Source organism: Sedimentitalea nanhaiensis DSM 24252 (assembly GCF_000473225.1).
In the GTDB taxonomy this organism is placed as follows: Bacteria; Pseudomonadota; Alphaproteobacteria; order Rhodobacterales; family Rhodobacteraceae; genus Sedimentitalea; species Sedimentitalea nanhaiensis.
Genome location: NZ_KI421509.1, coordinates 1,198,566 through 1,212,095 on the forward strand (window position 1 = coordinate 1,198,566; position 13,530 = coordinate 1,212,095).

Genomic DNA, 13,530 nt, shown 5'->3' on the forward strand with positions numbered 1-13,530 from the left:
TCCTTTATCCGACCACGGTGACGGGCACGCTTGCCTCCATCACCAGATTGGCTGTGGAGCTGCCGAAAATCCGCTTGGACAGACTGTTCTCACGTGAACGAGCCACAATGATCTGCTCAGCCCCTTCGGCGCGTGAAATTTCATTGAGCATATCCGCCACATTACCGTGGCGCACCATGCCGCGGGCATTCAGTCCCGCCTTAGTCAATGCCTCGACGGCCGGGGCAATCACACGCTCTTGCGCAGTCGATATCTCGTCTTCGCGTCGCTTGTGGCGCTCGGCGTTCTCTTCAGGCGTCTGAAACGAGTATGGTGACCACTCTATGATATATACGACCAGCAATTCGCAGGCTCCAATGAGCCGGGCAAGCTTGCTGGCGTGGTCGAGAGCGCGTTCTCCGGAACTGTGCCCATCCAACCCGACTACCAGTTTGGTTGTCATTCTTTTTCCTCCAGTCAGCGCACTCATTTGACGGAGATCAGGTACCGGGAAAGACATGTCCCACTGATTGCCGAGGGCCGTATCCTGATTCGAAATGCGCGTATCGTTGTTGATGCCTTTCAAATGCGACTATAGGCGGTTGCGCATGTAACAGGGCCGGATAAGTGGGCCCGGATACAGAAACGATCAAAAATTGTGCAAAATTATTACAAATGCAGATTTCGAAATTTGTTTGCAAGACACGCGCAGGATTTTGATAATCCAATAAAATCAGACAGTAAGCGGGGCCGGCCATAGGCCGAATTTCCCGCTCCGGGCCAGGCAGATCATAAAGCATGTCACAGGAAAAAATGGTTTTCCGCCGATTTCACTCTGTAAAAACGTGAAATCCGGTTTGTGAAGAATGGATTACACCGGACATGGTGCACTGCGTGCGACCCTGTCCGGGATCATTTTCTGTCGTCGGGATCCGCCTGCCCGACACCGCGAAACACGAATTTGAACGGCAGCGCCCAGACGAATCCGAGCACAACGTAAACCAGCAATTCCACCAGAATCGGGGGGCGGTCCAGCAGGTTCATGACCGTCACTGCGGCGATGATATACAGCGGCAGGCCCACCAACAGGATCACCAGAGACCAGCGGCGGCGGGCCTTATAGCTGAGGCCTGATTTGCGATTGTCTGCCATATCAATCGGCAAACGGATCGGTGACCAGAATCGTATCCTCACGCTCGGGCGACGTGGATAACAGGGCCACCGGACAATCGATCAGCTCCTCGACGCGGCGCACGTATTTGATCGCCGCAGCAGGCAGATCGGCCCAGCTGCGCGCGCCTTCGGTGCTTTCGGACCAACCCGGCATTTCCTCATAAATCGGCACACAGCGCGCCTGGCGGTCCGCTGCCGTCGGCAGATAATCCAGCCGCTCGCCATCCAGGTCATAGCCCGTGCAGATCTTCAGAGTTTCAAACCCGTCCAGAACATCCAGCTTGGTCAACGAAATGCCGTTCACTCCGCTGGTGGCGCAGGTCTGGCGCACAAGCACGGCATCAAACCAGCCGCAGCGGCGCTGGCGACCGGTCACCGTGCCGAATTCATGGCCGCGCTCGCCCAGCCGCTGGCCGTCGTCGTCCTGCAATTCGGTGGGGAACGGGCCTTCGCCAACCCTCGTGGTATAGGCCTTGACGATGCCGAGGACGAAATCGATGGCCCCCGGGCCGATTCCGGTGCCGGTCGCAGCCTGCCCGGCAATTACGTTGGACGAGGTCACAAACGGATAGGTGCCGAAATCGATATCCAGCAATGCGCCCTGAGCCCCCTCGAACAGAATACGTTTTCCAGCCTTGCGCTTCTCGTTCAACACCTTCCAGACAGGGGCCGCATATTCAAGGATCTTAGGTGCGATTTCTTTGAGCTGCTCAATCAGCTTGACACGGTCTATCGCCTCAAGCCCCAGACCCTTGCGCAGCGCGTCATGATGCGCCAATGCACGGTCGACCCGCAGCTCCAGCGTCTTGTCATCGGCCAGATCTGCCACCCGGATCGAGCGGCGACCGACCTTGTCCTCGTAGGCCGGGCCGATGCCGCGCCCGGTGGTACCGATCTTGGCAACCGATACGACCGCCTCGCGCGCGCGGTCCAACTCGCCGTGAATCGGCAGGATCAGCGGCGTGTTTTCGGCGACCATCAGGGTTTCTGGTGTGATCGTCACCCCCTGTTTGCGAATCGATTCGATTTCATTGAGCAGATGCCAGGGGTCCAGCACCACGCCGTTGCCGATGACACTGAGCTTGCCGCCACGCACGACTCCCGATGGCAGGGCGTTCAGCTTGAACACCTCGCCGTCGATGACCAGCGTATGACCGGCATTGTGACCGCCCTGAAACCGGGCGATCACGTCGGCACGCTCGCTCAGCCAATCCACGATCTTGCCTTTTCCCTCGTCGCCCCACTGGGCGCCGACCACGACGACATTGGCCATATCCGGTCCTTTTGCGTATTTGAAACCCGCGCCGGTATAGCCGCGTGGTTCGTGCAGCGAAACCTCAATTTCGCGGCAAACGGTATCGACCGGCGGATCAGGTGGACAGTCGAACGGGCGCGCCGTGCGGCGTGTTCAGATAGGCCTGCCGCCAGGCCTCGCGAAGTTGCGCCGCTTCATCCGGGGCGGCGGCGCCGACATCGGCAAGAATCGCTTCCAGCGTTTCCAGCCACGCATTGAAATAGTCGTCGCCCCCGTCCAGGTCCCTGTCCAGCCCATGCACCGCCAGCGTCGCTCCAAACCGCGCCGCCCAATCGCCCCAATCCAGACGCCCGGAGTCGTTCAGATGCACGGTCAGTGCAAACAGCTGTGCATGCCAGGGTTCCAGAAATGCGGGCTCTGGTGCGGTGGTCATAGCGGCACAAGATAGGATTGCCACAGATCGAGGATGACCTGATCGTCAGGATGTTCCGGATCGGCCCATAGCTCCGAAGCCGCAAAGCGCACAGAATACAGCGGCTCGGGCGCTTCGCCCAACCGATGCGCGTTGCTGTCGGGCAGAACATGCGCACCATGCAGGCGCTGAATGTATCCCTGAGCACCGGCAGCATAGGCGGGCAAGCGGGTGTGTCCCCCCTCGACCAGCCGGTTGGCGGCGGGCCGCAGGGTGCGCACCGCCTGCCCCACCGAGAACCGCACGGGAACCTTCGAAGGGCGATCCGCCGGTCCGCCCTTTGCAAGCACCCGTGCAACCCGGTCACGGGTCAGCTTGCGGTCGGACAACGGATGGGGGCCGTCGTCTCCATCCGCCAGGTCCTCTGGGGTCAAAACACCGGTCTGCACCAGAATATCCACCAGTGCGGCAATCCATTTCTCGAAATACGAGAACCGCGCATAGTCCCTTGGCGACAGGCATTCACGCGCATGGCGCGACATGTCGATGTTCCATTGTCCCAGCGATCCGGCGGCCAGCGTGACAGCCAGGGCGCGGGCCTGCCATTCGGCTTCAAGCACCGGAATGCCTTGCGGTTCCGGCACGACGGGTCCGTCCCCGAAACGTCCGCCCATGTCATGCACCCGGGTCATCGCGGAGATTTCGGCAAGCCGGTGCCGATCATGCTGTCGCGGGTGACCAACTCTGACAGTTGGGTCAGGTCCATGCTTTCGGTGCCTTCGGGGCGCATGGGCAGCACCAGATAGCGGACCTCGGCGGTGCTGTCCCACACCCGCACGGCGGTTGCCTCTGGCAAGGTCACGCCGAACTCGGCCAGAACCCTGCGCGGCTCGCGCACCGCCCGCGCGCGATAGGCATCGGATTTGTACCATCCCGGCGGAATCCCCAACAGCGGCCACGGATAACAGCTGCACAGGGTGCAAACGACCATATTGTGGATTTCCGGCGTATTTTCGACCACCACGACATGCTCGCCCTGGCGTCCGTAATGCCCCATTTCGGCGATCACAGAGTCGGCGTCGCGCAACAAAGCGCCACGAAACGCCGGATCGCTCCAGGCCCGGGCAACCACCTCGGCACCGTTCTTTGGGCCGATGCGGTTTTGATACGTGTCTATGATCTCGTCCAGCGCTGCGGGGTCGACCAGCCCCTTGCGGGTCAGGATCGTCTCCAGCGCCTTGACCCGCAACGCCGGGTCCGATGGTAAAAGCGCATGTGGATGGTCGTGATGATCGTGTGGCATGGGCCGAGAATGGCGGCAGACCGGGCGATTTGTCCAGTCCCAACATCCTCCCTTGCCCCTGTCGGCATTCTTGCCTACATACCGCCCGATACGAAACGCCGAAACGCTCTACGCCGCAGGTCCCCATGGAAAATGTCATTCTGATCGTCCACCTCATTCTGGCCCTTGGCCTGATCGGCGTGGTGCTGTTGCAGCGCTCCGAAGGCGGCGGTCTGGGGATGGGCGGCGGCGGCGGCGGCGCGATGACGGGGCGCGCGGCGGCAACGGCATTGGGCAAATTGACCTGGATCCTGGCGATCGCCTTCATCTGCACCTCGATCACGCTGACCATTCTGGCGGCCCAAAAGGCCAGCGGAACATCCGTGATCGATCGTCTGGGCGGTTCGGCACCGCAGGCGGAAGAGACCGTTCCGGCATTGCCCAGCGGCAGCGATCTGTTGCCGCCGAGCGCGGACGACACCGCACCATTGGTACCCAAAGCCGACTGAGGCCTTGTAGGCTCCACAACACTTTGACCAAAGATTAACCGGCGCAACAGGATCTTGCGGTTCTCTTGCGCGAGTGGGGCGAATCCTGCTAGGATAAAACCCCGTGATATTCCGGTTTTATGGACCGGTCAGGCACTAAGAATTCGACACTCACGGGGGCAGCCAACAGCATGGCACGATTCATTTTTATCACTGGTGGCGTTGTGTCTTCGCTGGGCAAAGGTCTGGCGTCGGCCGCTTTGGGCGCGTTGCTTCAGGCGCGCGGTTTTTCGGTGCGTCTGCGCAAGCTGGACCCTTATCTGAACGTCGATCCCGGCACCATGAGCCCGTTTGAGCATGGCGAAGTCTTCGTCACCGATGACGGGGCGGAAACCGATCTGGACCTGGGCCACTATGAACGCTTTACCGGAGTTGCCGCGCGCAGCACCGACAGCGTCAGCTCCGGGCGCATCTATTCCACCGTTCTGGAAAAGGAACGCCGCGGCGACTATCTGGGAAAAACCATCCAGGTCATTCCGCATGTCACCAATGAAATCAAGGACTTCATATCGATCGGCGAAGACGAGGTCGATTTCATGCTCTGCGAGATCGGCGGCACGGTAGGCGACATCGAGGGCTTGCCGTTTTTCGAGGCCATCCGCCAATTCAGCCAGGACCGTCCGCGCGGTCAGTGCATATTCATGCATCTGACCCTGTTGCCGTTTATCAAAGCCAGTGGTGAATTGAAAACCAAGCCGACCCAGCACAGCGTCAAGGAATTGCGCAGCATCGGGTTGGCACCCGATATTCTAGTCTGCCGCTCCGAGGGCACGATCCCCGAAAAGGAACGCGAAAAGCTGGCCCTGTTCTGCAACGTGCGCCCGGATGCGGTGATTGCCGCTCAGGATCTGAAATCGATCTACGAGGCACCGCTGGCCTATCACCGCGAGGGTCTGGATCAGGCCGTGCTGGATGCCTTCGCGATCACCCCGGCGCCAAAACCCAACCTGGACCGCTGGGAGGACGTGGCCGACCGGATCTACAATCCCGAAGGCGAGGTCAAGGTGGCCATCGTCGGCAAATACACCCAGCTGGAAGACGCCTACAAGTCCATCGCCGAGGCGCTGACCCATGGCGGCATGGCGAACCGTGTCAAGGTGTGCATCGAATGGGTCGATGCCGAAATTTTCGATACCGAGGATCCGGCCCCTTATCTGGAAGGGTTCCACGCCATTCTGGTGCCCGGCGGGTTTGGCGAACGCGGTACCGAAGGCAAGATCAAGGCGGCCGAATTCGCCCGTACCCGCAAGGTGCCCTATCTGGGCATCTGTCTGGGCATGCAGATGGCCGTGATCGAAGCGGCGCGCAACGTGGCCGGGCTGAAAACCGCCGGCTCCGAGGAATTCGACCACGAGGCTGGCAAAAAGCGCTTTGAACCGGTGGTCTATCATCTCAAGGAATGGGTGCAGGGCAGCCGCCGGGTCGAACGTAAGGTCGGCGATGACAAGGGCGGCACCATGCGCTTGGGCGCTTATGACGCCACGCTGGCCGAGGGATCGCGCGTCGCGCAGGTTTATGGCAGCACCCATATAGAGGAGCGGCACCGACACCGGTATGAGGTCGACATCAAGTACCGCGAAAAGCTGGAGGAGACCGGGCTGAAATTTTCAGGGATGTCGCCCGACGGGCGCCTGCCGGAAATCGTCGAATGGCAGGACCACCCCTGGTTCATCGGCGTCCAATTTCACCCGGAACTGAAATCCAAACCCTTTGCCCCGCATCCGCTGTTCGCCGATTTTGTCCGCGCCGCCAAGGAGACGTCGCGGCTGGTCTGAAGCAGGCAACCGCCATCCTGCTATTGCCCGTCCGCGGGAGGACGACTAGATTGCAGCGCATGGCCCGTTTCCTCGTTCCGTTCCTGTGCTTGATGCCGCTTTCGGCGGCGGCGCATCCGCATATCTTCGTCGATGTCGGGTTCGATATCGTTCTGGATGATGCAGGCAGCTTGACCCATCTGCGTGTCACCTGGGCCTATGACGACTATTATTCGTTGCTCATCACTCAGGATCTGGAACTGGATCAGGATTTTGACGGCGCGCTGACCGCTGAAGAAACCGACAAGCTGACCGGATTTGACATGCAATGGGTCGACGGCTTCAACGGCGATCTCGAGGCGACTCTGGACGACGTCCCTCTGGATTTGTCAAGACCGACCGAGGCAACGGCTGCGCTAAAGGCTGGTCGAATCATCACGACCCATGTGCGCAGTGTGGCCGGCGCGCCTGTGCTAGCGGGGCATGCCTTGTCGCTCAAACCCTATGACGCGACCTATTATACCGCTTACGAGATCGGGCAACCCGTCAAGCTGATTGGCGGCGCCGGTTGCATGCTGGATCAGATCCTGCCGGATGTGGATGCCCAGCTTGCCCAGATGCGGGAGATGTTGCTCGAGGTCGATGCCTCAACCGACTTGCAGGACGCTGGCCTGCCCAAGATGGGGGCCCAATTCGCCACCGAGATCCGGGTCTCATGCCCCGCATCCTGATTGCCGCGACGCTGTTGGCCCTGACGGTTCTGGGCCTCGTCTGGTTCAGCGGAGGTTTTGATCACATCACCTCTTGGGCGGCATTGGAGCAACGCGAATTCCAGAACCGGATCGCGCGCAATTTGCGTGGTCTGCGTGCGGGCGAGGCCGGAGCCTTTGCCCTGCTTATGACCGCCTGTTTCGCCTATGGTTTCTTTCACGCGGTCGGCCCCGGCCACGGCAAAGTGCTGATCGGGGGCTACGGGCTGGGTCGCCAGATACCGGTGTTTCGATTGGCCGTCATCGGTCTGGCATCGTCTTTGGGACAGGCCGTGACCGCGGTATTTCTGGTCTATGCCGGTGTGTTGATCCTTTCAATCGGACGCGAACGCATGATCGGTGTGACCGAACAGGTGATGGCCCCTGTTTCCTACGGTGCCATCGCATTGGTCGGCTGTTGGCTGGTCTGGCGCGGTATGCGGCGTGCCCTGCATGCGCGCCCCGACACGCACCACCACGATCAGCATTGCGGCTGCGGACATCGCCATGGTCCGACATTGCAGGAAGTTGGCCAGGCACAGTCGTTCAAAGAATGTTTGGCCCTGATTGCGAGCATTGCCATTCGTCCCTGCACCGGAGCGCTGTTTGTGCTGCTCATCACCTGGCAGATGGGAATCGGCGCGGTCGGGATCGCAGGTGCCTTTGCCATGGCACTGGGAACCGCCACGGTGACCGTCGCGGTCGGGATCGGTGCGGCGGGTTTGCGCGGCGGCCTGATCGGATCGTTGACCGGCAGCCGTTTTGCAACCCAGGTGTTGCCCGCCATCGAGGTGACAGCCGGGCTGGTTGTCGTGCTGTTGTCGGGCGGGTTGTTGCTGCGGTCGCTGGCCTGATCGGCATCGTCATTGCCTGCGGCCCGAAACTGCTGCACGGTCGCGACCAGACCATTTAGCGGAGTTTACGATGGCAAAGGGATATTGGGTCGCACATGTCGATGTTGACGACATGGAAACCTACAAGAATTACGTCGCCGCCAATGCCGCGCCTTTTGCCGAGTATGGCGCGCGTTTCCTGGTGCGGGGCGGCGAACATCGCATTGCCGAGGGCGTTGTGCGCACGCGCACGGTTGTTATCGAGTTCGACAGCTACGAGGCAGCGCTCGCCTGTTACGATAGCGTCAGCTATCAGACCGCCAAGGAAATTCGCGATCCGGTGTCGGTCAGCGATCTGGTGATCGTCCAGGGCTACGATGGGTAGGTCCCTCTTGGCGTTCTCCTGCATACAGCGTAGAGTTACATCATGTTAAACAAGCTGTTTTCCGCGTTCCGCACCAACACCTCCGAGCCACTGCCCGACCCGGATGCCGAATTGGCATTGGGAGCGTTGCTGGTACGCGTGGCGATGTCGGACAAGGACTATCAGGTCGAAGAGATCAGCCTGATCGACCGTATTCTGGCGCGCCTGTTTCAGCACAACGCCATCGAGGCAGCCAAAATTCGCGCCACTTGCGAAAAGCTGCACGCTGCGGCCCCCGAAACCGACACCTTTGCCAAACTGATCCGCGAGACAACCGGGCTTGAAGACCGATTGGCCGCGCTGGATGCATTGTGGGAGGTCGTGCTGGCAGATGGCGATCCGAAAGAGGATGAATTGCGGGTGGTGGAAAGTGCGCGCAAGGCGATGGGCCTGAGCTTTATCGAAAGCAAAGCCGCCCGGGAGCGCGCCGAACAGGCCGCAAATTCAACTTCCTAGTTGGCGCACCCGCAGTAACCGCCTATATCTTCTTTCATGTTTGGTGACCTGCTCAAACGGCTGACCCAGCCGGACCCGCCCCAACTGCCCGATGGCGATGCCCGTCTCGCGCTGACCGCCTTGCTGGTGCGTGTTGCACGCTCTGACAATGATTATGCACCGGCCGAAGTCGACCGCATAGACCGCATCATTTCACAGCGCTATGGCCTGTCGCCGTTTCAGGCCGTCGAGTTGCGCGGACAGGCGGAAACGCTGGAGACCCAGGCCCCCGACACGGTGCGCTTTACCCGGGCGATCAAGGATGCCGTTCCCTACGAAGACCGCCGCTCGGTCGTCGAGGCGTTGTGGGCCGTTGTTCTTGTCGATGGCGAGCGCACGCAGGAAGAAGACGCGCTGTTGCGTCTGGTTGCCAGCCTGCTGGGGGTCAACGACGTCGACAGCGCGGTCGCGCGTCACCAGGCCGCGCAAGAATGATCGCAATGCTGGGCATGTATGACATGCCCGCAGTTCAGCCCGCCAACAACCGGTTCTGGACATTGATTCGCGCCCATCTGGGCGCGGGGCCGGATCATTTGACCCGCAGCGAAGATTTCTGGCAGATCTGGCAATCGCCGGATCTGTTGCTGGCGCAGACCTGCGGCATGCCGTACCGCACACGGTTACATCCCGAAGTAAATCTGGTCGGCACCCCCGATTATGGTCTGCCAGGGTGCCCGCCGGGGCACTATCGCTCTGTTCTCGTGGTGCATGCGGATGCAAAGGGCGACTCTGAAGCGGACTTTGCGGACGGGACATTTGCCTATAACGAGACGCTCTCGCAATCGGGGTGGGCCGCGCCGATGACCCATTTTGCCGCATCGGGCGTGCGCTTCGGCACGTTTCTGCCCACGGGTGCCCACGCCAATTCGGCCCGGGCCGTGGCCCAGGGGCACGCGGATATGGCTGCACTGGATGCGATGACATGGCGTCTGTTGCAACGACATGACCCCCTAGCGGCAAGGCTTCGAGTGATTGCCACGACCCCGCCAACGCCCGGTTTGCCCTATATTACGGCCCGCCATCGGGACCCGGCCCCGATTGCCCATGCGGTGCGGGCGGCGATTGCGGACATCGCCCCGGCGGACCGTTCCGCCCTGCATCTGCTGGGCCTTGCAGATATCGACAAGGCGGCCTATCTGGCCGTTCCCAATCCGCCCGCACCCTGACGATTGCGCTGTCCAATTGGTCAAATCGGAGATTTGCCAGCGTTACCCGCCGTATTGCAAGTTGCATTGTGCCAAATTTTCATTCCTATTACCACTCTAACACTGCCCCAATGACGGACCCAACGTGACAGACAATCCAGCCGTTATCGAAATCAAGGATCTGCACAAAAGCTATGGCCAGCTCGAGGTGCTCAAAGGCGTCGATATTCACGCCTGCCGTGGCGACGTTGTTTCGCTGATCGGGTCTTCCGGTTCTGGCAAGTCCACCCTTTTGCGTTGCGCCAACCTGCTGGAAGACAGCCAGCAGGGCGAGATCCTGTTCAAAGGCGAACCGGTTTTCTGGAAAGGCGCGGGCCACAACCGCCGCCCTGGCGATGCCAAACAGGTTCTGCGCATCCGTACAAACCTGTCGATGGTATTCCAGCAATTCAATCTGTGGGCGCATATGACGATCCTGCAGAATGTGATGGAGGCCCCGGTCACGGTGCTGAACCGCGACAAGGCCGAGGTCGAAGAGGCCGCGCGCGGCTATCTGGCCAAGGTGGGCATCGGCGACAAATGCGACGTCTACCCGGCGCAACTGTCCGGTGGGCAGCAACAGCGCGCCGCGATCGCCCGCGCCCTGTGCATGGAGCCCGAGGCCCTGTTGTTTGACGAGCCCACATCGGCGCTGGACCCGGAACTGGAACAGGAGGTGGTCAAGGTGATCAAGGATCTGGCCACCGAAGGGCGCACCATGCTGATTGTCACCCATGACATGAAACTGGCGGCCGATGTCAGCGATCATGTCGTGTTCCTGCACCAGGGGCTGATCGAAGAACAAGGACCGCCCGGGACACTGTTCGACGCACCAAAATCGGAACGGCTGCGTGGGTTCCTTTCGGCCACCCACGCCGCGTAAAACAAAAAGAAACCAAGGGAGTACCAAAAAATGAAGAAACTTATCCTGGGCACTGCCGCCCTCGCCCTGACTGCCGGGATGGCGTTTGCCCAAGACAACACCATCCGCATGGGCACCGAGGGTGCCTATCCTCCGTACAACTTCATCAATGATGCCGGCGAAGTGGACGGGTTCGAGCGTGAAGTCGGCGACGAGCTGTGCAAACGCGCCGAACTGACCTGTGAATGGGTCAAGAACGACTGGGATTCGATCATTCCCAACCTGGTGTCGGGCAACTATGACACCATCATGGCCGGGATGAGCATCACGGATGAGCGCGAAGAGGTGATCGACTTCACCCAGAACTATTACCCGCCAACCGCCTCGGCCTATGTGGGTGCTGCTGAGGGGCTGGACGTGACCTCCGCCATCGTGGCGGCCCAGACCGCAACGATTCAGGCCGGGTATATCGCCGAAAGCGGTGCCACTCTGGTTGAATTTGCGACACCCGAAGAAACAGTCGCCGCCGTACGCAACGGCGAGGCCGACGCAGTATTCGCGGATCTGGACTATCTTGTGCCGCTGGTCGAGGAATCCGGCGGCGAACTGGTCTTTGTAGGCGATGCGGTGCCGCTGGGCGGTGGTATCGGCATGGGCCTGCGCGAAAGCGACACCGAGTTGCGCGACAAGTTCGACGCCGCCATTGCCTCGATGAAAGAGGACGGAACGCTGAACACGCTGCTGAAAAAGTGGTTCGGCGAGGACACCCAAGTCTATGGCGAGGATGGCGCGGCCGCCAGCGGCTCCTAAACGCCCCAGATGAACGCCGGGCGGCGCAAGCGCCGCCCGGCACACCCGTAAAGGCGCCGATATGTTTTCCTACTGCTCCGATCCTGACACGCTGGAAACCTTCCGCTGGTTTTCGTGCTACCTCACGACCGGCGTCCACATGTCGTTCTATGTCGCCTTTTTAAAGGTACTGCTGTTGCTGGCCATCACCGCCCCCGTCGCCCTGGCCTTCGGATTTGCCGGGGCCATGGCGGCACGGTCGCATTTCCTGCCACTGCGCTGGCTGGGCAAGGTCTATATCGCAGTTGTCCGCGGCGTACCCGATATCGCCTTTTTCCTGTTTTTCGTGATCGCACTGGATCAGGCGGTCGAATATCTGCGCCATAAGATGCTGTGCTCGGGCTGGGACCAGCCGATCCGCCAAGGGTCTGATTTTGTTGTTTGCCAGGCGGCAAAGATGCCGCTCAGCACCGCACCGCAGTTCATTCATGAAACCTATGGCTTCTTTTTGGCGGTCATAACCTTTGCCATCGTGTTTGGTGCCTTCGCCGCCAACGTCCTGTTCGGCGGCATGCGTGCGGTGCCCCATGCCCAGCTGGAAACAGCCGAGGCCTATGGCATGTCCAACCGGCAAACCTTTTGGCGCATCCTGGTACCGCAGATGTGGGTCTACGCCCTGCCTGGCCTGTCCAACCTGTGGATGGTGCTGATCAAGGCGACACCGCTGCTGTTCCTGTTGGGGATCGAGGATATCGTCTATTGGGCGCGCGAACTTGGTGGCACCAAGACCAGCAAGTTCACCAGCTATCCCCACGGCGACTGGCGGATGTGGTATTTTCTGGTGCTTCTGATCTTCTATCTGGCCTTCACCCGCGTGTCCGAGGTTGTCCTGGAACGGGTGATGGTCCGTCTGACCCACGGCCAGGCAACATCGGGTGGCGAAACCCAGCGCAAGGCGGTCGTGCAATGAGTTGCTGGCAGACCGTTCAGGACTATGCGCTGCGTTCGGTCGGAATCGGTGAGCGTCTGCTTCCGCGCGACGGGTTTACCCTGTGTGAACAGATCACGCTGATCGGATCGGGCATGATCTGGAACATCTATTTCGGGGTCATGGCCCTGATCACCGGATTTTTTCTGGCCACTGCATTGGCGGTGGCCAAGGGCTCAGGCAACCGCTGGCTGCGCAAGCCCGCCGAATGGTTCATCTTTGTGTTCCGCGGCAGCCCGCTGTTCATTCAGTTCTTCTTTGCCTATTTCCTGTTTCTCAGCCTCAAGGGTGTGAACCCTTTCTTCGATCCATTCACGGCCGCATGGTTGGGGGCGCTGATTGTGCTGTTCCTGAACACCGCAGCATATACCGGCGAAATCTTCTATGGTGCGCTACGCTCGATTCCAAAAGGCGATACCGAGGCAGCGGATGCCTATGGCATGTCCGGCTGGCCCCGCTTCAAACGCATCGTCTGGCCGACCATGCTGCGCCTGGCATGGCCCGCTTATACCAACGAAGCGATCTTTCTGTTTCATGCCACCACGCTGGTGTTCTTTTCCGGCTTCCCGGCTTGGCAGCAACGCGGAGACGCACTGTATTATGCCAGCTATTTTGCCGACAAGACCTTTAACCCGTTTGTGCCCTACCCCATCCTGGCCGGATACTTCATCCTGTTCACACTGGTGATCGTCTCGGTTTTCGGGCTGATCGGCAAACAACTGAACCGTCACCTGCCGGCCGACCGCCGCAGCCGGCCCCGGTTTGCGGCAACGCTTATGCGTTAGACGCACGAATTTGATCAT

General features: G+C 60.4%; 18 protein-coding genes. 12 read left to right on the forward strand and 6 right to left on the reverse strand.

Annotation, left to right across the window (positions count from 1 at the left end; all coding sequences use genetic code 11):
• Positions 1-4 precede the first annotated feature (4 nt).
• The 6 genes from NANH_RS0107535 to nthA form a co-directional block, all read right to left on the reverse strand.
• Complete coding sequence (locus tag NANH_RS0107535; RefSeq protein WP_027261466.1) at positions 5-442, reverse strand: universal stress protein; 438 nt, start codon at positions 440-442, stop codon at positions 5-7.
• Between the two features lie 449 nt (positions 443-891).
• On the reverse strand, positions 892-1,131 hold the full coding sequence (locus tag NANH_RS0107540) for a DUF2842 domain-containing protein (protein WP_027261467.1): 240 nt from the start codon (positions 1,129-1,131) through the stop codon (positions 892-894).
• Between the two features lies 1 nt (position 1,132).
• A complete protein-coding gene (locus tag NANH_RS0107545; RefSeq protein ID WP_027261468.1) occupies positions 1,133-2,425 on the reverse strand; it encodes an adenylosuccinate synthase in 1,293 nt (430 codons plus the stop codon).
• 97 nt (positions 2,426-2,522) lie between these two features.
• The gene (locus NANH_RS0107550) at positions 2,523-2,840 is read right to left on the reverse strand and encodes a nitrile hydratase accessory protein (RefSeq protein ID WP_027261469.1); all 318 of its coding nucleotides are present in this window, start codon (positions 2,838-2,840) and stop codon (positions 2,523-2,525) included.
• The gene (gene nthB / locus NANH_RS0107555; protein WP_027261470.1) at positions 2,837-3,511 is read right to left on the reverse strand and encodes a nitrile hydratase subunit beta; all 675 of its coding nucleotides are present in this window, start codon (positions 3,509-3,511) and stop codon (positions 2,837-2,839) included. The genes NANH_RS0107550 and nthB overlap by 4 nt, the downstream gene beginning before the upstream one ends.
• Positions 3,508-4,122: a nitrile hydratase subunit alpha gene (gene nthA / locus NANH_RS0107560; protein WP_027261471.1), complete on the reverse strand. Its 615-nt coding sequence runs from the start codon at positions 4,120-4,122 to the stop codon at positions 3,508-3,510. The genes nthB and nthA overlap by 4 nt, the downstream gene beginning before the upstream one ends.
• 125 nt (positions 4,123-4,247) lie before the next feature.
• Between nthA and secG the strand changes: the two genes are divergently transcribed.
• The 12 genes from secG (at position 4,248) to NANH_RS0107620 (ending at position 13,512) form a co-directional block, all read left to right on the forward strand.
• Entirely contained in the window at positions 4,248-4,610 is a 363-nt protein-coding gene (gene secG, locus NANH_RS0107565) for a preprotein translocase subunit SecG (protein ID WP_027261472.1), read from the forward strand.
• Positions 4,611-4,780: 170 nt separating this feature from the next.
• Entirely contained in the window at positions 4,781-6,424 is a 1,644-nt protein-coding gene (locus NANH_RS0107570) for a CTP synthase (protein WP_027261473.1), read from the forward strand.
• A 59-nt stretch (positions 6,425-6,483) separates the two neighbouring features.
• Complete coding sequence (locus NANH_RS0107575) at positions 6,484-7,134, forward strand: DUF1007 family protein (RefSeq protein ID WP_027261474.1); 651 nt, start codon at positions 6,484-6,486, stop codon at positions 7,132-7,134.
• The gene (locus tag NANH_RS0107580) at positions 7,119-8,006 is read left to right on the forward strand and encodes a nickel/cobalt transporter (protein ID WP_027261475.1); all 888 of its coding nucleotides are present in this window, start codon (positions 7,119-7,121) and stop codon (positions 8,004-8,006) included. Before NANH_RS0107575 ends, NANH_RS0107580 begins: the two co-directional genes overlap by 16 nt.
• 70 nt (positions 8,007-8,076) lie before the next feature.
• Positions 8,077-8,370 (forward strand): DUF1330 domain-containing protein, encoded by a 294-nt coding sequence (locus NANH_RS0107585; RefSeq protein ID WP_027261476.1) that lies wholly within the window; start codon positions 8,077-8,079, stop codon positions 8,368-8,370.
• A 42-nt stretch (positions 8,371-8,412) separates the two neighbouring features.
• Complete coding sequence (locus tag NANH_RS0107590) at positions 8,413-8,865, forward strand: tellurite resistance TerB family protein (RefSeq protein ID WP_027261477.1); 453 nt, start codon at positions 8,413-8,415, stop codon at positions 8,863-8,865.
• A 36-nt stretch (positions 8,866-8,901) separates the two neighbouring features.
• Positions 8,902-9,339 (forward strand): tellurite resistance TerB family protein, encoded by a 438-nt coding sequence (locus tag NANH_RS0107595; RefSeq protein WP_027261478.1) that lies wholly within the window; start codon positions 8,902-8,904, stop codon positions 9,337-9,339.
• Positions 9,336-10,070 (forward strand): phosphate/phosphite/phosphonate ABC transporter substrate-binding protein, encoded by a 735-nt coding sequence (locus tag NANH_RS0107600; protein WP_027261479.1) that lies wholly within the window; start codon positions 9,336-9,338, stop codon positions 10,068-10,070. Before NANH_RS0107595 ends, NANH_RS0107600 begins: the two co-directional genes overlap by 4 nt.
• A 124-nt stretch (positions 10,071-10,194) precedes the next feature.
• Positions 10,195-10,971 (forward strand): ABC transporter ATP-binding protein, encoded by a 777-nt coding sequence (locus NANH_RS0107605; RefSeq protein WP_027261480.1) that lies wholly within the window; start codon positions 10,195-10,197, stop codon positions 10,969-10,971.
• A 30-nt stretch (positions 10,972-11,001) separates the two neighbouring features.
• Positions 11,002-11,760, forward strand: a complete 759-nt coding sequence (locus tag NANH_RS0107610) for a transporter substrate-binding domain-containing protein (RefSeq protein ID WP_027261481.1) — start codon at positions 11,002-11,004, stop codon at positions 11,758-11,760.
• Between the two features lie 61 nt (positions 11,761-11,821).
• The gene (locus NANH_RS0107615) at positions 11,822-12,709 is read left to right on the forward strand and encodes an ABC transporter permease (protein ID WP_027261482.1); all 888 of its coding nucleotides are present in this window, start codon (positions 11,822-11,824) and stop codon (positions 12,707-12,709) included.
• Positions 12,706-13,512 (forward strand): ABC transporter permease, encoded by an 807-nt coding sequence (locus NANH_RS0107620; RefSeq protein ID WP_027261483.1) that lies wholly within the window; start codon positions 12,706-12,708, stop codon positions 13,510-13,512. Before NANH_RS0107615 ends, NANH_RS0107620 begins: the two co-directional genes overlap by 4 nt.
• Positions 13,513-13,530: the final 18 nt, after the last annotated feature.